This window comes from Streptomyces endophyticus (assembly GCF_035798155.1).
Lineage (GTDB): Bacteria > Actinomycetota > Actinomycetes > Streptomycetales > Streptomycetaceae > Streptomyces > Streptomyces endophyticus.
The window spans coordinates 1-17,080 of the sequence record NZ_JAOZYC010000107.1 but is presented as its reverse complement, the minus strand read 5'-3'; the positions used below and the strand labels follow the sequence as shown (position 1 = coordinate 17,080).

Below are 17,080 nucleotides of genomic sequence, written 5' to 3'. Positions count from 1 at the left end.
CCCGCGACCGCAACCTCGGACCACCGTCACGGCCGATACGGCCGCAGATACGGATTCGTATCCGGATTCGCCGGCCGATAGGGACGACTCGGCTGATACGGCCCCGAAGAACCACCCGCCCCGCCATCCGCCGACGGCACCGGTCGAGCCCTCCCGGTCGCATACGCCAGCACCGCGCCGAGCGCCCCCGCCGCCGCTCCCCACGCCGCCCCGAGCAGCACCGCCATCCCGATCCGCCCGTGCAGTTCGATGCCCGCGCCGAACGCGTCGAAGCCGAGGACCGAGAGCGAGGCCCCCGCCGACACGTCGGTGAGCCACACAAGGAGCGGCAGCGCGAGCGCCGTCACGCCCCCCAGCCGCAACGCGCACCGCCCCGCGAACCCCCAGACGCCCCGCGTCACGGGCGAGCGCACCGCCGTCAGCACCCCGGCGAGCAGCATCATCACGGCCACCGCGACGCCCAACAGCCACACCCTGCCGTCGAGTTCCGCGAGCCGCCCCAGCGTCACCGGCTCGTTCGCCGACGCCCTGAGCAGCTCGTCCAGCGGATCCGGCAACAGCTTCGAGAGCTCACCCGTCGCCTTGCCGTCCCAGGGCACGAAGAGGCCGAGGGGGATGCCGAGCCACACCCCGTTGGGCGCCCCGAGCAGCGCGGCGCCCGCGATCCGCTTCGGATGGTCGTCGCCGATCATCGCGTACGCCGCCGCTGCCAGGCCCGCGACGACCGCCATCAGCAGCACCGCCACGAGCGCCGACGCGGCCGGGCGGACGGTCCGGTGCAGCGGGGCGAGCGCGCGCGGCAGCGGAGTGCGCCGCGACGCGAGCAGGGCGATCACCAGGACACCCACCACGAACGCGGCGCCACCGAGCAGCGAAGGGACCGTCTCCACCGTGAACCCGACGGTGGCCTTCGCGTCGACCAGATCGCCGACCCGGTCGGGCAGCAAATCGCCGATCCCGCCCGGCAGTTTGTCCGAGATGCCCTCAGGCAACCCCTTCCCGCCGCCCGTGATGTCGTCGAGCCCCAACTGCGAGCCGTCGATCGTGATGATGTCGTGACCGGCCCAGGCGAGACCGCCGATCATCGCCACGAAGAGCGCCACCACGGCGCCCGCGCGCGCGAGGAGTTCCCTGGGCGACACCTCAACTCCCGCCGCCCGCAAGGAGCGTAGGAAGAACCAGCTCAGTACGAGCGCCCCCACCAGGCCCACGCCGAGCGGCCAGACGTCGATCGAGGTGTCCGCCTGCGCGCCCTTGAGCCCGAAGGCCGAGACGTCCCCGGACGGCGTCACGCGCCCGCCCGCCCCGAGCGCCACCACGGCGGCCGTCATCGGCCCGAGCGAAGCGACCGTGTCGGCCTCCAGCAAGTGCAGGCCGAGCGCCGAGACTCCGGCCATGGCGATGAAAGCCCAGCTCACCGCAGCCACGGCGGACAGCAGGACATCGCCGACGGGCGAACGCGCGCGCCGCTTCGCGTCTTGGCCGCTCTCCGCCAAGGCCATCAAGGACCCCCCGATCCGCCCGCCTCGCCCCCGAGATCCCAATTGCTCATGATCCGCCCGGAGTTGTGGGCTCTTACCACTCTCCGGGGCCGCATCCGTACCGTCAACGGGGCGGGTGCCAAGGGGTGTGCGGGAGGTGCGAACGGGCCCGGCGCAAGGCCCGCCTTTCGGTCACGGAGGGCTTCCTGAAATAGTTCCTCACGATGTTCGACATCCCTAGACTCCCCATGACGGGGCAAAACTCGGGGGACAACTCAGTGGGGCATGGAGTGCCTGAACTCGTACTGGAATTGAATGGCAGGACCTGGACGCTCGACGCGTCCAGGCCGTACACCCTCGGACGCGATCCGCAGGGCGACATCGTGCTCGACGACGCCCGGGTGTCCTGGCGTCACGCCACGATCAGCTGGGGCGGCCGCAGTTGGGTCATTGAGGACCACGGCTCGACCAACGGCACCTTCGTGCAGGGGCAGCGGATCCACCAGATGGAGATCGGCCCCGGCTCGTCCGTGCACCTGGGCAACTCCACCGACGGCCCGTGCCTGAACGCGCAGGGCAGCGCCCGCGCCGCCGCCGTGGCCTCACCGCACCAGGCGCAGCAGCAGGCCGCGGGCCTCGCGCAGCAGCCGCCACCGCAGCAGTACCAGCAGCAGCCGAGCTGGTCCCAGCAGGCGCAGGCGCCCCAGCAGCGCGAGGCTCCGGGGCAGCAGTGGCAGCAGCAACCACAGGCGCAGAAGGTGCCGCAGCAGGGCGCCGGCGGGGTCGCGGGGGCCCCGCCCGTGTACGGAGACCGCAGCCCCACCACGTTCCACCAGCTGGCACTCGGCCGCGTCATGCGCATCGGCCGCTCCCTGGAGAACGAGCTGGTCGTCTCCGACCTCCAGGTCTCGCGGCTGCACGCCGAGTTCCACGCGTCGCCCGACGGCCGCTTCGAGATCCACGACCTGGGCTCGCACAACGGCACGTACGTCAACGGCCAGCCGATCCCCAAGGGCGGCACGGCGCTGCTCGGCCCCACCGACATCGTGGGCGTGGGGCACTCCACGTTCCGCCTGGTCGGCGACCGGCTCGAGGAGTTCGTCGACACCGGTGACGTCTCCTTCTCCGCGCGCCACCTCACGGTCACCGTGGAGGGCGGCAAGGAGATCCTCAAGGACGTCTCCTTCGGCGTCCCGGAGAAGTCGCTGATCGCGGTCATCGGCCCGTCGGGCTCCGGCAAGTCGACGCTCCTGAAGGCGCTCACGGGCTACCGCCCCGCCGACAAGGGCGACGTCCTCTACGACAACCGGAACCTCTACAAGCAGTTCGCCGAGCTGCGCCAGCGCATCGGTCTGGTCCCGCAGGACGACATCCTGCACAAGGAACTGACCGTCAAGAAGGCGCTCAAGTACGCCGCCAAGCTGCGCTTCCCCGCGGACACCAGCGAGCAGGAGCGCCAGCAGCGCATCGACGAGGTGCTGCGCGAGCTCAAGCTGGACCTCCACAAGGAGAAGAAGGTCACCTCCCTCTCCGGTGGCCAGCGCAAGCGCGTCTCGGTGGCCCTGGAGCTGCTGACCAAGCCGTCGCTGATCTTCCTGGACGAGCCGACGTCCGGCCTCGACCCGGGCATGGACCGCGACGTCATGCAGCTCCTTCGCGGACTGTCCGACGACGGGCGCACGGTCCTCGTCGTCACCCACTCGGTGGCCGAACTGGCGCTCTGCGACAAGCTGCTCGTGATGGCGCCGGGCGGCGCCGTCGCCTACTTCGGCCCGCCGGAGGAGGCCCTCAACTTCTTCGGCTACAAGACGTGGGCCGACGTGTTCTCGGCGTTCGAGAACTACCGCGACTACGACTGGGCGGGCCGCTGGAAGGGCTCGCAGCACTACCAGATGTACGCGGCCGACATCGACGCCGTCGCCGCGCAGTCGGACCCGGTGGCGCCGCCCGCCGCGATCAAGGCGCCCAAGACGCAGCCCTGGGGCTCCCAGCTGATCACGCTGATCCGCCGCTACTGCTCGGTGATCGCCTCGGACAAGGGCTTCATGGGGCTGATGGTGATCCTGCCCGCGGTCCTCGGCATCGTCTCGGTGGTCATCCCGGCCGACTTCGGCCTTGGCCCGCCCAAGCCGCCGGCCAAGTTCAACGGCGACGCCGGGACGATCATGCTGATCATCGCCGTCGGCATGTGCTTCTCCGCGGCGGCCAACTCGGTCCGTGAGCTGATCAAGGAGCGGGTCATCTACGAGCGCGAACGGGCCACCGGCCTGTCCCGCTCCGCGTACCTGATGTCCAAGGTCATCGTCCTCGGCTTCATCACGGCCATCCAGGGCGTCATCATCTGCGCCATCGGCTTCTCGACACGTGACCTTCCGAAGGAAGGTCTTGTGCTGCCGCCGGCCGCCGAGCTGTGCATCTCGATCATCGCGCTCGGCTTCACGTCGATGATGTTCGGGCTCGTCATCTCCTCGCTGGTGAAGACCTCCGAGAAGACGATGCCGCTGCTCGTCATGTTCGCGATCGTCCAGGTCGTGTTCACCGGCGTGCTCTTCCAGATCTACGGCACGGTGGGCCTCGAACAGTTCGCCTGGCTGATGCCGTCCCGCTGGGCGGTCGGCGCCGCCGGCGCCACGCTCGACCTCTCCCGCCTGATGCCGCCGTGGGACCCGCAGAAGCCGAACGACCTGGACCCGCTGTGGGAGCACTCCGCCGGCCAGTGGGGCCTCAACCTCACGGTCCTGATCCTGCTCGGCGTCGCCTGCGGCTTCGCGGTCGCGCGCCTGCTGCGCCGCCACGAGCCCGAGGTCATGCGCAAGTAGGCGACCTGCTGCGGACACACGAAGGGCGGCACCCTATGGGTGCCGCCCTTCGTGCCGTGGGGGATTCAGCGTGTGCCGGACCTAGAGGTCCCCACCACAGGCATCAGTACGCGCTGTCCACGTTGTCGATGGAGCCGTACTTGTCGGCCGCGTAGTTGGCAGCGGCCACGAGGTTGGCGACCGGGTCGGTCAGGCTGTTGGCGGTGCCGTCTACGTGGTAGGTGTCGAAGGTCGGCTGGATGACCTGCAGCAGGCCCTTGGAGGGCGTGCCGTTCTGGGCGTTGACGTCGGTGCCGTTGACCGCGTTCGGGTTGCCGCCGGACTCACGCATGATGTTGCGGTGCAGGCCGTCGTACGAACCCGGAATGCCCTTGTCCTTCATGATGGCGAGGGATTCCTTGATCCAGCCGTCGAGGTTGTTGGCGTAGACCGGCTTGCGGGCGGCGGCACGCGCGGCGGCCTCCTGGGCCTCGCGCTCCTTCTTCGCCTGCGCCTCGGCCTTCGCCTTGGCCTCGGCCTGGGCCTTCTTCTCGGCCTCGGCCTTCTTCTCCGCCGCGGCCTGCGCGCGGGCCTTCGCCTTCGCCTCGGCCTGCTTCGCCTTCTCGCTGGCGGCGGCCTGCTGGTCGGTGACGCTGGCGTGGACGTCCTTGATCTGCTTCGCACCGGCGTCGGTGGTGAACGCGACCGGGGCGGCGGCGACCGTCTCGTCCTTCGCCTGGGCCTGGGTGTCCTGACCCGGCACCAGCGTCACCGCGAGGGCGGCGGCACCGAGAGCGGCGACACCGGCCAGCGAGAACTTGTGGGTGCGGGTCAGCTGACTATGGCCGGGGGTGCTGTGCTTGGACATGAGACGGGGACCTCTCTAAGAACGGAAGTCGCTCGCAGACCGGGGGACCGGACTCTCGTGTTTAGGACACGAACGCCGCGGGTAGGACCCCGCGGCACCGAACAACGATGGACATTCTTAGCGGCCGCAAAATGCCGAGGCAAAGGTGTGACCTACGAAGCCGGGTAGTGGGCCGGGGGAGCACGAAAAGGGACAGGAAGTCGATGTCCGACTTCCTGCCCCAGTGCCACACCGGGACCAAAGTCCCTTACTCATCCACTACGGACCTTCGTACGTGACGTGGGCCCTATGCGCGGCGTCACACGCGCCCCCTCCTGAACTCACTCGCGGTTGCCACTGCAACGCACAGCGTGAGGCCTCTCCTCCGGCAGGATGAGGTGCACGTCGCCGAACTCGTGCCACAGGTAGCGCCCCCTCAGCGCCTCCTCATACGCACGGTCCACCGCGGCCCGCCCCGCCACCGCCTCCAGCATCAGAAGGTGGGAGGCCGCCGGCTCGTGCAGCCCCGTCAGCAGCCCGTCCACCACCCTCACCCCGCGCTCGGGCGTCACGACGAGATCGGTCCAGCCACGGGCCGCCCGTACGCTCCCGTCGCCGTCGACGGCGGACTCGACGGCCCGCACGGCGGTGGTCCCCACGGCGATGACGTTCTGCCCCGCGGCCCGCGCGGCGTTGATCAGCCGGGCCGACGCCTCGGGCACCTCGAAACGCTCCGCATAAGGAGGCTCGTGCGATTCGGCGGACGCCACACCCGTATGCAGCGTGATCGGCGCGAACTGCACACCACGGCTCACGAGCCGCGACACGATCGACTCCGTGAAGGGCCGCGCCGCACTCGGCATCTCCGCACTGCCCGCCCCGGAGACGTACGGCAGCGCGAACACCGTCTGGTAAGCCGCCAGCGGCTGATCCCGCTCCGTGTACGAGTAGCGGATGGGCCGCCCGCGCCGGCCGAGCAGCGCGGGCACGTCCCCGGTCGCCTGCACCCACCACAGCCGCTCGCTCCCGGCCGCCAGCGGCTCCTCATAGGTGAGGCGTACGCCGCCGGGGAGCACGACCACCGACCCCGCGGGACCTCCGGCGCGCGGCCGCGTCGTGCCCCGGTCGTCCGGGTCCCGCAGCTCGACCGCCCAGCGCCCGTCGTCGCCGCGCGTCGAGACATGCACGACCACGCGTGCGTGCCCCAGCCTCCCGTCCACGGCGGCCGCCAACGTAGGAGACGTATTGACGACGAGCAGATCCCCGGCCCGCAGCACGGACGGCAGCTCGGGGAACCGGTGATGGGTGGCATCGGTGCCGCGCGACACCAGAAGACGCACGGACGATCTGTCCCGGCCGGGCCCCCGCTGCTCGGCCGGGACCCGCGCCGAAAGCTCCTCGGGCACCCGCAGCGCCAGCGCCATCACGCCTCCAGGAGGGACGCGGCCGAATAGCGCCCGCTCGCGGGGCGTCGGTCCAGGAGGCCCAGGAAGGCGGGGACCACGTCCTCGGGGCGCGGCACCTCGCTCAGGTCCTCGTCCGGCTCGGCCGCCGCCAGCATGTCCGTCCGCATCCCGCCCGGATCGACCGCCCACACCCGCAGGCCCGGCTCCTCCACCCCGAGCACGGCCACGAGCTGGTCGAGGGCCGCCTTCGTCGACCCGTAGCCGCCCCAGGTGGGGTACGCCTCCGTGGCCGCGTCCGAACTCATGCTGAGCACCGTCCCTGCCGGCGCCTCGCGCAGCAGCGGCAGCGCCTCCTGGAGCAGACCGAGCGGTGCCACCACATTGACCTCAAGAGCCGCGCGGAAGTCGTCGAGCGAGTGGCTGTCGAGCGGCACCAGGGGCTCCGCGCCCAGCACGCTCGCGTTGTTCACCAGCAGATCGAGCCCGCCCAGCTCCCATGCCGCGGCGATCAGCTCCACCCGGTGCCCGCCGTCCGCGACATCGCCCGGCACGGCCGTCACCGCTCCGCCGTGCTTGCGCAGCCGCTCCGCGACGTCCTCCAGCGGCCCGGCGGAGCGCGCGTCCAGGACCAGATCCCAGCCCCGCTCGGCCAGGGCCGTCGCCAGCGCCCTCCCGAACCCCCGCGAAGCCCCCGTGATGATCGCTACCGTCATGACAACCGTCCCCTTGAGTACGTCATCCGTTGTGCGTCGTGCCCTCAACGTAGGAACGCGGCGGCCCTCGGCACCTCGTACGCGAGCAGCAACAACGCAGGGCCCTTCGCCCTACGCCGACCGACCTAGGCGGAGGGCGCCATCGGTCCGATCCGGCTGTCACACCCCGCCGGTACGGTGAGGTCATGAGTCAGGGTCCACGTACAGGCTTGGCCGCGGTGAGCGCCGCGCTCCTCGCCATGAGCAGGCATCTGGAGGTGCGCGACGTCCTCAAGACGATCGTCGCCTCGGCCCGCGAGCTGCTCGACGCCGAGTACGCGGCGCTCGGTGTGCCGGACGACCACGGGGGCTTCGCCCAGTTCGTCGTGGACGGCGTCAGCGAGGCGCAGTGGAAGGCCATCGGCCCACTGCCGCGCCAGCACGGCATCCTGGCCGCGATGCTGCACGACGCGAAGACCGAGCGCCTCGCCGACGTCCGCAAGGACCCGCGGTTCGAGGGCTGGCCCTCCGCCCACCCGGACATGTCGGACTTCCTCGGCCTGCCCATCAAGGACGGCGAGGAGACGATCGGCGCGCTCTTCCTCGCGAACAAGCTGCGTTCTGTGGGGGGACACCCCCCACACCCCCCGAGCCCCAAGCCAGAAGGCGGTTGCGGCTTCACGCAGGACGACGAGGAACTGCTCGGGATCCTCGCCCAGCACGCGGCCATCGCGCTCACGAACGCCCGCCTCTACGAGCGCAGCCGCGAGCTCACCATCGCCGAGGAGCGCTCCCGGATCGCCCACGAGTTGCACGACGCGGTGAGCCAGAAGCTCTTCTCACTGCGCCTGACCGCACAGGCCGCCGCGACCCTGATGGACCGTGACCCGGGGCGCGCCAAGGGGGAGTTGGCGCACGTGGCGGAGCTCGCGGCGGAGGCGGCGGACGAACTGCGCGCGGCCGTCGTCGAGTTGCGCCCCGCCGCGCTCGACGAGGACGGCCTGGTGGCCACCCTGCGCACACAGGCCCAGGTGCTCGACCGGGCCCACTCCGCGCACGTCACCTTCACCACCAGCGGCATAAAGGCGCTGCCCGCGGCCCAGGAAGAGGCGATGCTGCGCGTCGCCCAGGAGGCGCTGCACAACGCGCTGCGCCACTCCGGAGCGGAGAAGGTGCGCGTCACGCTCGACAAGCACGGCCAGGGCGCCGTGCTGCGCGTCACCGACGACGGAGCGGGCTTCGACCCCAAGGCGATCCGCAGCGCGGGCCGCCACCTGGGCCTCGTCTCCATGCGGGACCGGTCGGGCGGGGTCGGCGGCAGGCTCACAGTGGAATCGGAGCCCGGCAAGGGCACCACGATCGAGATGGAGGTCCCCGGTGGCTGACCCGATCAAGGTACTGCTGGTCGACGATCACCAGGTCGTCCGCCGGGGCCTGCGCACCTTCCTGGAGGTGCAGGGCGACATCGAGGTCGTCGGCGAGGCGGCGGACGGCGCCGAAGGAGTCGCCCGCGCCGAGGAGTTGAAGCCCGACATCGTCCTGATGGACGTCAAGATGCCGGTCATGGACGGAGTCGACGCCCTGCGCCGGCTCCGTGAACTCGACAACCCCGCCAAGGTGTTGATCGTCACCAGCTTCACCGAGCAGCGCACCGTCGTCCCCGCCCTGCGTGCCGGGGCCGCCGGCTACGTCTACAAGGACGTGGACCCGGACGCCCTGGCCGGCGCCATCCGTTCCGTCCACGCGGGCCACATCCTGCTGCAACCCGAGGTGGCGGGTGCGCTGCTGTCCCAGGAGGAGACCAACAACGGGCAGGGGAGGGGCGGTTCCCTCACCGAGCGCGAGCGCGAGGTGCTCGGCCTGATCGCCGACGGGCGTTCGAACCGGGAGATCGCCCGCGCCCTCGTCCTCTCCGAGAAGACGGTGAAGACCCATGTCTCGAACATCCTGATGAAGCTCGACCTCTCGGACCGCACCCAGGCCGCCCTGTGGGCCGTGCGGCACGGCGTCACGGGCTGAGGGGCACGCGCGGGCGCATCGACGAGACGGCAACACGGAACGTCGCACTCCGTTCTGGAATTCATACCGTCGTGTAGATGTCCCCCGGACGGCGTATCCCTTTCGGTGGTGACGCGTTCTCCAATGCGTGCTGCGGCGGTCATGCCGCGGCGACCGCTAGGAGGACCCAGAAGTGAAGAACCTGAAGAAGGCCGCGGCCGTCACCCTCGTGGCCGGTGGCCTTGTTGCCGCCGGTGCCGGACTCGCCTCCGCCACCGACGGTGCGCAGGCCCACGGTCACGCCGTGAAGTCCCCGGGCGTCGGCTCGGGCAACCTCATCCAGGCCCCGGTCCACGTTCCGGTGAACGCCGTGGGCAACACCGCCACGGTGATCGGTGCCCTCAACCCGGCGTTCGCGAACGACGGCTACAACGGCTGACGCGTGCTCAGGGTTCGCCGGCCCCCGGGGTTTTCCCCGCGGGGCCGGTCCGCATTTCCGGGGCAACTCTCCCACAGAGGGCAACTCTCCTGTTCGATGGCTCGGCTGGTCGATTCGTCGGCCTATTGATCCAATCGGGCGGATCAGGTGTTCGCCCCGTGTCTGCCGGGCGCCCCGCGCGTTTCTCAGCGTGCGACCCCGCGGCTGGGGTCGGACCGCAATATCTGGAGGAACGCTTCTCATGAACATCGCCAAGAAGGCCGCCCTGGCCGTCGCCGTCGCCGGTCTCGCCGCGGGTGCCTCCGCCGGCGCCGCCTTCGCCGACTCGGAAGCCGACGGCGTGGCCGCGAACTCCCCGGGCGTCGGCTCGGGCAACAACGTCGGCGTTCCGGTTCACGTCCCGGTGAACGTCGACGGCAACTCCGTCAACGTCATCGGTCTGCTGAACCCGGCGTTCGGCAACACCGCGGCGAACAACTGAGGTTCGCTGCCCCTGAGGCACAGGAAGGCCCCCACGGACCCGGTCCGTGGGGGCCTTCCCCTCTCCCGGCCCTGCTCTCAGCCCCGCTCCCGCTCCTCCACGAACGCGTTGTACGCGGCCACCTGCGCGCGCCGGGCCGTCCGCTCCACCGGGCGCAACGCGAGCGCCCGCGCCCCCATCTCCGAGGCGCTCACCGCGCCCCCGTGCCCGCTCTCGTACGCCACGGAGATCAACAACCCCACCCGCTGCGCCAGCTCGAGCACCCGCACGGCCCGCCCCGGATACCCCGGCGCCAGCGCCTCGCGCCCCCGCTCGGCCCGCGCCCGGTACGCGTCCACCGCGGCCTCGGACACCGGCCCCGACCCGGCCACGTCGAGCCGCGTCAACACCTCGGTCGCGTCCCGCAGCGCCTCCGCCAGCTCCCGCTCCGCCTGGCCGAGCGAGGGCACATCCGCCGGCGGCGCCTCCCGCACCGGCAGGCAGTGCCACATCACCTGGACATACGCATCGCCCTCGGGCCCGACCTCGTGCACCTCGGGAACGAGCCCGAGCGCGGCGCCGCGACAGACCACCGCCTCCTCGGCCTCCAGGGCCCGCGCGTTGAACTCCGGCGGCCCGCTGAGCCCCAGCGGATGCCCCGGCGCGGGCAGCGCCACGCGCAGGCCGCCGACGCCGAGCGCCCGCAGGCGGCCGAGCGCCAGCGTCAGGCCGACGGGCCCGTCCTCGCCCGGAAGTCCCGCCACGCGGTGCGATGTGTCCTCGCCGACAATCGCGAGCGCCGCGTCATCGGGCGCGACAAATCCACCAAGAAGGGCATTTCCCCAGGCTGCGAGCCGTCCGGAGCGTGGTTCAGTGAGCATGCGCCCCACCTTAGAAGCCCGCAAAGCCGCCAAAAGCCCGACCGATGGAATGGACCGCGGGGGTGGTGGCGTAGGTTTTCCCTGGGGGCCGCGCCGAGCAGGAACTATGCGAAGGCATGACGGACGCGGCGAACAGACGAGACTGCAATGGGAGACAACGCGCTCATGAGCGATGTACTGGAGCTGGAGGACGTATCCGTGGTCCGCGAGGGCCGGGCTCTGGTGGACCAGGTCTCCTGGTCGGTGAAGGAGGGGGAGCGCTGGGTCATCCTCGGACCCAACGGCGCGGGCAAGACCACCCTCCTGAACGTCGCCTCGAGCTACCTCTACCCGAGCAGTGGCACCGCCACGATCCTCGGCGAGACCCTCGGCAAGCCCGGTACGGACGTCTTCGAACTGCGCCCGCGGATCGGCGTCGCCGGCATCGCGCTCGCCGACAAGCTGCCCAAGCGGCAGACCGTCCTGCAGACCGTGCTCACCGCCGCGTACGGCATGACGGCCGGCTGGCAGGAGGAGTACGAGGAGATGGACGAGCGGCGCGCCCGCGCGTTCCTCGACCGACTCGGCATGAGCGAGTACCTGGACCGCAGGTTCGGGACGCTCTCCGAAGGAGAGCGCAAGCGCACGCTGATCGCCCGCGCCCTGATGACCGACCCCGAGCTGCTGCTCCTCGACGAGCCGGCGGCGGGCCTCGACCTCGGCGGCCGCGAGGACCTGGTGCGCCGCCTCGGCCGCCTCGCCCGCGACCCGATCGCCCCCTCGATGATCATGGTGACGCACCACGTCGAGGAGATCGCCCCCGGCTTCACGCACGTCCTGATGATCCGCCAGGGCCAGATCCTCGCCGCGGGCCCCATCGAGCTCGAGCTCACCTCCCGCAACCTCTCCAAGTGCTTCGGCCTCCCGCTGGTCGTCGAGGAGAACAACGGCCGCTGGACCGCCACCGGCCTGCCCCTGAGCTGACCCTCGGCACACCCGCGCGGACCGGACGGCCCCTGTCCGCGCGGCAGTTGCGGATCTACCATGGTCCTGTGGCAGACATCGACGCATGGGTGTGGTGGCTGATCGGGGCGGCCGCACTCGGAATCCCGCTCGTCATCACCGCCATGCCCGAACTGGGCATGCTGGCCGTCGGCGCCGTCGCGGGCGCCATCACGGCGGGCATGGGCGGCGGTGTGGTCCTCCAAGTGATCGTCTTCGCGATCGTCTCGTGCGCGCTCATCGCGGTCGTACGACCCGTGGCCGCCCGGCACCGCGCCCAGAAACCCCAATTGGCGACGGGCATCGAAGCGTTGAAGGGCAAGCAGGCCGTCGTCATCGAGCGCGTCGACGGACAGGCGGGCGGCCGGATCAAGCTGGGCGGCGAGATCTGGTCGGCCCGCTCCCTCGACGCGGAGGCGACATTCGAGCCGGGCCGCCAGGTCGACGTGGTCGAGATCGAGGGGGCCACGGCGATCGTCATGTGAACCGATATGTGGACCGAACCAGCCCCGCCACGTGGGCAGTTCTGACACACTCGACTGCGCAAGACCTCATGATCTTCCGGCGCGAGGGCGCCGGAACCACGACGGTACGAACGGTACGAGGGGCACGGGAGACTCGATGTCAGCGATCATCATCGTCCTGATCATTCTGGTGGTGTTGGTCTTCATCGCGCTGATCAAGACCATCCAGGTCATCCCGCAGGCCAGCGCCGCCATCGTCGAGCGCTTCGGCCGCTACACACGCACGTTGAACGCGGGCCTGAACATCGTCGTCCCGTTCATCGACTCGATCCGCAACCGCATCGACCTCCGTGAGCAGGTCGTGCCGTTCCCGCCGCAACCGGTGATCACCCAGGACAACCTGGTCGTCAACATCGACACCGTCATCTACTACCAGGTGACGGACGCGAGGGCGGCCACGTACGAGGTCGCCAGCTACATCCAGGCCATCGAGCAGCTCACGGTCACCACCCTGCGAAACATCATCGGTGGCATGGACCTGGAGCGGACCCTGACCTCCCGCGAGGAGATCAACGCGGCGCTGCGCGGCGTCCTCGACGAGGCCACCGGCAAGTGGGGCATCCGCGTCAACCGCGTCGAGCTCAAGGCGATCGAGCCGCCCACCTCCATCCAGGACTCGATGGAGAAGCAGATGCGCGCCGACCGTGACAAGCGCGCCGCGATCCTCACCGCCGAAGGTATCCGCCAGTCCCAGATCCTCACCGCCGAAGGTGAGAAGCAGTCCGCGATCCTCAGGGCCGAGGGTGAGGCGAAGGCCGCGGCCCTGCGCGCGGAGGGCGAGGCCCAGGCGATCCGTACGGTCTTCGAGTCCATCCACGCCGGAGACCCGGACCAGAAGCTGCTCTCGTACCAGTACCTGCAGATGCTCCCGAAGATCGCCGAGGGCGACGCCAACAAGCTCTGGATCGTCCCCAGCGAGATCGGCGACGCCCTCAAGGGCCTCTCGGGCGCGTTCGGCAACTTCGGCGGCATGGGGGGCGGCAGCGACGCGAAGACCCCGCCGGTCATGCCGACGCCGCCCCAGCCCCGCCGCGAGCAGCCCCCGATCGACTAGCTCCCCGAACACCACTACGAGGGCCCGCCGACCGCAAAGTCGGCGGGCCCTCGTGTCATGTCCCTACGCGGCGGTCCGCGCCAGCCAGTCCGGCAGCCCGGCCCGCCCGCCGGCCCCCAGAGACAGCAGCATCGCATCGGCGGGCGTCGGCTCGAACGGCTGCCGCAGCAGCGGCATCCCCGCCTGCTCGGGCGTCCGGTTCGCCTTGCGGTGATTGTCGTCGGCGCAGGACGCCACCGTGTTCAACCACGAATCAGCACCGCCGTGCGACCGCGGCACCACGTGGTCGACGGTCGTCGCCCGCTTGCCGCAGTACGCGCACCGGTGCTGATCCCGTACGAGCACGCCCCGCCTGGACCACGGCGCGCGTCTTCGGAACGGCACCCGGACGTACCTGCACAGCCTGATCACCTGGGGCACCGGGATATCGACCGCGGCACCACGCATGCGCAGCTCGGGGTGGACCTGCTCGACGACGGCCTTGTCCTGCAGCACCAACACGACGGCCCGATTGAGCGTCACCGTGGAGAGCGGCTCGAAGCTCGCGTTCAGCACCAGTGTGTCTCGCACCCTGCCCACCTCCCGTACACGTACGCACCGGATCACCCCTCGGCGTCCGTGCGTCAACTCTGGCCGTGCACGCCGAGATCGACAACGCAATAACTGCAGCCCCCCGCAAAAAATGCCCGCCCCTGATCAATTCCATGACCAGAGGCGGGCAAACGTTCAGTGAACGCTGGGGAGCACATCAGCCCTCGGCGGGCGCCCCGTACTCGGCGATGACCTGGGCCCGGGCAATCGTGTGAAACCGCAGGTTGAACCCTACGAAGGCCGGCGTGGCATCGGAGTCCGGGCCGAGCTTCTCCTGATCGACCGCGTACACGGTGAACACATAACGGTGGGCGGGGTCCCCGGGAGGCGGCGCGGCGCCCCCGAACTCCTTCGTCCCGTAGTCGTTGCGCACCTGTACGGCGCCCTCGGGAAGCCCCTCGAACTTGCCGCTGCCGGCTCCCACCGGCAGTTCGGTCACCGAGGTCGGGATGTCGAACACGCTCCAGTGCCAGAACCCGCTGCCGGTCGGCGCGTCCGGGTCGAAGCACGACACGGCGAAGCTCTTGGTCTCCGCCGGGAAACCCTCCCAGCGCAGATGCGGCGACGTGTTCCCGGCCGCGTACACCTGCGCGTCGTCCAGCGTCCCGCCCGGCTCGAAGTCCTGGCTCACGACGGTGAACGACGGCACCTGCGGATGAAAGTCATGAGGAAGCGACGCCCTCTGGGGCTGCTCGGTCACAACGACACCTCCTGGATCTACGGAAACACTGCTTCCACAGAGCCTGTCGACCCTGCTCCTGAAACCCTAGAACCAGTTCCTCTTGCTGCCGACCTCGGACAGCCACTGGTGCAGATACGCCGACCAGTCCGTGCCCTGGAAGTCGTGGTGCCCGACGACGAACGACCGGAACGTGTCGCTGCCCTCGCTGAACAGCCCCGGCTTCTTGTCCATCTCCAGTACGACGTCCATCTCCCGGTCGTCGGCCACGAAGCTCAGCTCCACCTGGTTGAGCCCCCGGTACTGCTGCGGCGGGTGGAACTCGATCTCCTGGTAGAACGGCAGCTTCTGCCGCGTCCCCCGGATGTGTCCGCGCTCCATGTCCGCGCTCTTGAACCGGAAGCCGATGCGGACGAAGGCGTCGAGCAGCGCCTGCTGGGACGGCAGCGGGTGCACATTGATCGGGTCGAGGTCACTCGAGTCGATGGCCCGGGCGATCTCCAGCTCGGTCGTCACCCCGATGTTCATGCCGCGCAGCTGCTGCCCGTCGATCATCGTGACGGGCGTCTCCCACGGAATCTCAAGCCCGAACGGAACGGCGTGCACGGCCTGCGCCTTCAGCTCGAACGCACCCCCGAGCCGCACCTTGGTGAACTCGATGTTCTGCTTCGTCTCCTGGTCGTTGCCCTCGACCTCGACCCGCGCCTGCAGGCCGACGGAGAGCCCCTCGATCTCCTGGTCGACGGATCCGCCCTGGATCCGCACCTCACCCTGAACCACACCACCGGGCACGACATTGACCTCGGTGAGCACCGTCTCCACGGACGCCCCGCCCGCACCCAGACTCGCCAACAGCCGCTTGAACCCCATGCCTCGATCTCCTCCGTGTGCGAATCACTGCTGATACTGCTGACTACAAACGCGGGACACCCACGCCCGGTTCCGCGAGCGCCTGTCCCACCCGCTCCACTACCCTCGGAGGGCATGATCACGGCCCCTGACCGTACGCCCCTCGTACGTGAGTTCTTCGACCGACCTGTACTGGAGGTCGCGCCCGATCTGCTCGGGCGCACGCTGGTCCGGCACACCGCCGACGGGCCGATCGAGCTCCGCCTCACAGAGGTCGAGGCCTATGACGGCGCGAACGACCCCGGGTCCCACGCCTACAGAGGCCGGACCGCCCGCAACAGCGTGATGTTCGGGCAGCCAGGACACGTATACGTCTACTTCACCTACGGCATGTGGCACTGCATGAACCTGGTCTGCGGCGAGGAGGGGAGGGCGAGCGCCGTGCTGCTCCGCGCCGGCGAGATCACCGAGGGCGTCGAACTGGCCCGCAAACATCGACTATCGGCCCGGCATGACAAGGAACTGGCCAAAGGCCCGGCCCGGATGGCCACGGCGCTCGGCGTGGACCGAACCCTGGACGGCATCGACGCCTGTGCCCGGGCGGACTCCTCCCTGAGCGTCCTGCACGGCACCCCCGTACCCGCTGACCAGGTACGTACCGGTCCACGCACCGGGGTGTCCGGCGAGGGCGGCGTCCACCCCTGGCGCTTCTGGGTCGCCAACGACCCGACGGTGAGCCCTTATCGGGCCCATACGCCGCGCCGTCGCTCAACTTGACGCGCCCCTACGGGATCCGTAATGTGGCCCGAGCCGCTGAAGCCGGAACTGGCTCTCAGTCAACCACCGGAAGCGGCCAAACCACTCATTACGACTTCCCTCGGCGGGGTCTTTTCGGCGTGCTCGCATGCCGAAATTCGAGCCCGCGAAACTCGATTATGAGTTGCCGGGAGATTCGGCTAATGTGGTGGACACGCCGAAAGGCAAAGGCCCTCCAACGGCCACCGGAAATGAAATCCGAACCGGAAACGGAACGGAAAACGGATCTGGTAGAGTTGGGAACACGAAAGACCGAAGGGAAGCGCCCGGAGGAAAGCCCGAGAGGGTGAGTACAAAGGAAGCGTCCGTTCCTTGAGAACTCAACAGCGTGCCAAAAATCAACGCCAAAATTTGTTGATACCCCGTCTCCAGCATTCGCTGGGACGAGGTTCCTTTGAAAAGTCCTGCCGGCCTCTTGGGGTTCGGTGGGCAACACAGCGAGGACGCTGTGAACGGTCGGATTATTCCTCCGACTGTTCCGCTCTCGTGGTGTCACCGGGATATCCCGGAAACATTCACGGAGAGTTTGATCCTGGCTCAGGACGAACGCTGGCGGCGTGCTTAACACATGCAAGTCGAACGAT

General features: G+C 69.7%; 16 protein-coding genes, 1 rRNA gene and 1 pseudogene. 10 read left to right on the top strand and 8 right to left on the bottom strand.

Going from position 1 to position 17,080, the window contains the following annotated elements:
- Positions 1–41: 41 nt before the first annotated feature.
- A pseudogene (locus OKJ99_RS15625) lies at positions 42–1,502 on the bottom strand (streptophobe family protein); the annotation flags it as partial.
- Between the two features lie 269 nt (positions 1,503–1,771).
- Here OKJ99_RS15625 and OKJ99_RS15620 point away from each other — a divergent pair.
- A complete protein-coding gene (locus OKJ99_RS15620) occupies positions 1,772–4,300 on the top strand; it encodes an ABC transporter ATP-binding protein/permease (protein WP_326016818.1) in 2,529 nt (842 codons plus the stop codon).
- A 103-nt stretch (positions 4,301–4,403) separates the two neighbouring features.
- On the opposite strand, the gene OKJ99_RS15615 is transcribed toward OKJ99_RS15620, so the two are convergent.
- From OKJ99_RS15615 to OKJ99_RS15605, 3 genes are all read right to left on the bottom strand, one after another.
- Positions 4,404–5,147, bottom strand: coding sequence for a transglycosylase SLT domain-containing protein (locus tag OKJ99_RS15615; protein ID WP_326016817.1), 744 nt, complete (start codon positions 5,145–5,147; stop codon positions 4,404–4,406).
- 320 nt (positions 5,148–5,467) lie between these two features.
- Complete coding sequence (locus OKJ99_RS15610) at positions 5,468–6,550, bottom strand: S-adenosylmethionine:tRNA ribosyltransferase-isomerase (RefSeq protein WP_326016816.1); 1,083 nt, start codon at positions 6,548–6,550, stop codon at positions 5,468–5,470.
- Positions 6,550–7,245, bottom strand: coding sequence for an SDR family NAD(P)-dependent oxidoreductase (locus OKJ99_RS15605; protein WP_326016815.1), 696 nt, complete (start codon positions 7,243–7,245; stop codon positions 6,550–6,552). Before OKJ99_RS15605 ends, OKJ99_RS15610 begins: the two co-directional genes overlap by 1 nt.
- 185 nt (positions 7,246–7,430) lie before the next feature.
- On the opposite strand from OKJ99_RS15605, the gene OKJ99_RS15600 reads away from it, so the two are divergent.
- The 4 genes from OKJ99_RS15600 (at position 7,431) to OKJ99_RS15585 (ending at position 10,142) form a co-directional block, all read left to right on the top strand.
- Positions 7,431–8,609, top strand: coding sequence for a GAF domain-containing sensor histidine kinase (locus tag OKJ99_RS15600; RefSeq protein ID WP_326016814.1), 1,179 nt, complete (start codon positions 7,431–7,433; stop codon positions 8,607–8,609).
- On the top strand, positions 8,602–9,243 hold the full coding sequence (locus OKJ99_RS15595; RefSeq protein WP_326016813.1) for a response regulator transcription factor: 642 nt from the start codon (positions 8,602–8,604) through the stop codon (positions 9,241–9,243). The genes OKJ99_RS15600 and OKJ99_RS15595 overlap by 8 nt, the downstream gene beginning before the upstream one ends.
- A gap of 172 nt (positions 9,244–9,415) precedes the next feature.
- Positions 9,416–9,661 carry a chaplin gene (locus OKJ99_RS15590; RefSeq protein ID WP_326016812.1) on the top strand — a complete coding sequence of 82 codons (246 nt, stop codon included), beginning with the start codon at positions 9,416–9,418 and terminating at the stop codon, positions 9,659–9,661.
- Positions 9,662–9,902: 241 nt separating this feature from the next.
- Positions 9,903–10,142: a chaplin gene (locus OKJ99_RS15585; protein WP_326016811.1), complete on the top strand. Its 240-nt coding sequence runs from the start codon at positions 9,903–9,905 to the stop codon at positions 10,140–10,142.
- Between the two features lie 77 nt (positions 10,143–10,219).
- Here OKJ99_RS15585 and OKJ99_RS15580 read toward each other — a convergent pair whose 3' ends face one another.
- Positions 10,220–11,002, bottom strand: coding sequence for a hypothetical protein (locus OKJ99_RS15580; RefSeq protein WP_326016810.1), 783 nt, complete (start codon positions 11,000–11,002; stop codon positions 10,220–10,222).
- A gap of 165 nt (positions 11,003–11,167) precedes the next feature.
- Here OKJ99_RS15580 and OKJ99_RS15575 point away from each other — a divergent pair, with 165 nt between their 5' ends.
- The 3 genes from OKJ99_RS15575 to OKJ99_RS15565 all read left to right on the top strand — a co-directional run bounded on the left by OKJ99_RS15575 (position 11,168) and on the right by OKJ99_RS15565 (position 13,561).
- Entirely contained in the window at positions 11,168–11,965 is a 798-nt protein-coding gene (locus OKJ99_RS15575) for an ABC transporter ATP-binding protein (protein WP_326016809.1), read from the top strand.
- 68 nt (positions 11,966–12,033) lie between these two features.
- Entirely contained in the window at positions 12,034–12,468 is a 435-nt protein-coding gene (locus OKJ99_RS15570) for an NfeD family protein (RefSeq protein ID WP_326016808.1), read from the top strand.
- A 136-nt stretch (positions 12,469–12,604) separates the two neighbouring features.
- Positions 12,605–13,561: an SPFH domain-containing protein gene (locus OKJ99_RS15565; RefSeq protein WP_326016807.1), complete on the top strand. Its 957-nt coding sequence runs from the start codon at positions 12,605–12,607 to the stop codon at positions 13,559–13,561.
- 63 nt (positions 13,562–13,624) lie between these two features.
- Here OKJ99_RS15565 and OKJ99_RS15560 read toward each other — a convergent pair whose 3' ends face one another.
- The 3 genes from OKJ99_RS15560 to OKJ99_RS15550 all read right to left on the bottom strand — a co-directional run bounded on the left by OKJ99_RS15560 (position 13,625) and on the right by OKJ99_RS15550 (position 15,701).
- The gene (locus OKJ99_RS15560; RefSeq protein ID WP_326016806.1) at positions 13,625–14,131 is read right to left on the bottom strand and encodes an HNH endonuclease; all 507 of its coding nucleotides are present in this window, start codon (positions 14,129–14,131) and stop codon (positions 13,625–13,627) included.
- Between the two features lie 178 nt (positions 14,132–14,309).
- On the bottom strand, positions 14,310–14,852 hold the full coding sequence (locus OKJ99_RS15555; RefSeq protein WP_326016805.1) for a YbhB/YbcL family Raf kinase inhibitor-like protein: 543 nt from the start codon (positions 14,850–14,852) through the stop codon (positions 14,310–14,312).
- 66 nt (positions 14,853–14,918) lie between these two features.
- Complete coding sequence (locus OKJ99_RS15550; protein ID WP_326016804.1) at positions 14,919–15,701, bottom strand: sporulation protein; 783 nt, start codon at positions 15,699–15,701, stop codon at positions 14,919–14,921.
- Positions 15,702–15,815: 114 nt separating this feature from the next.
- On the opposite strand from OKJ99_RS15550, the gene OKJ99_RS15545 reads away from it, so the two are divergent.
- Both OKJ99_RS15545 and OKJ99_RS15540 read left to right on the top strand, forming a co-directional pair.
- Positions 15,816–16,457, top strand: coding sequence for a DNA-3-methyladenine glycosylase (locus OKJ99_RS15545; protein WP_326016803.1), 642 nt, complete (start codon positions 15,816–15,818; stop codon positions 16,455–16,457).
- 553 nt (positions 16,458–17,010) lie between these two features.
- Positions 17,011–17,080, top strand: a 16S ribosomal RNA gene (locus tag OKJ99_RS15540); the annotation flags it as partial.

Coding starts and splice junctions, on each gene's coding strand:
- OKJ99_RS15585 (WP_326016811.1), top strand. CDS start 9,903: ATGAACATCGCCAAGAAGGCCGCCCTGGCCGTCGCCGTCGCCGGTCTC.
- OKJ99_RS15600 (WP_326016814.1), top strand. CDS start 7,431: ATGAGTCAGGGTCCACGTACAGGCTTGGCCGCGGTGAGCGCCGCGCTC.
- OKJ99_RS15610 (WP_326016816.1), bottom strand. CDS start 6,550: ATGGCGCTGGCGCTGCGGGTGCCCGAGGAGCTTTCGGCGCGGGTCCCG.
- OKJ99_RS15605 (WP_326016815.1), bottom strand. CDS start 7,245: ATGACGGTAGCGATCATCACGGGGGCTTCGCGGGGGTTCGGGAGGGCG.
- OKJ99_RS15575 (WP_326016809.1), top strand. CDS start 11,168: ATGAGCGATGTACTGGAGCTGGAGGACGTATCCGTGGTCCGCGAGGGC.
- OKJ99_RS15615 (WP_326016817.1), bottom strand. CDS start 5,147: ATGTCCAAGCACAGCACCCCCGGCCATAGTCAGCTGACCCGCACCCAC.
- OKJ99_RS15565 (WP_326016807.1), top strand. CDS start 12,605: ATGTCAGCGATCATCATCGTCCTGATCATTCTGGTGGTGTTGGTCTTC.
- OKJ99_RS15545 (WP_326016803.1), top strand. CDS start 15,816: ATGATCACGGCCCCTGACCGTACGCCCCTCGTACGTGAGTTCTTCGAC.
- OKJ99_RS15550 (WP_326016804.1), bottom strand. CDS start 15,701: ATGGGGTTCAAGCGGCTGTTGGCGAGTCTGGGTGCGGGCGGGGCGTCC.
- OKJ99_RS15580 (WP_326016810.1), bottom strand. CDS start 11,002: ATGCTCACTGAACCACGCTCCGGACGGCTCGCAGCCTGGGGAAATGCC.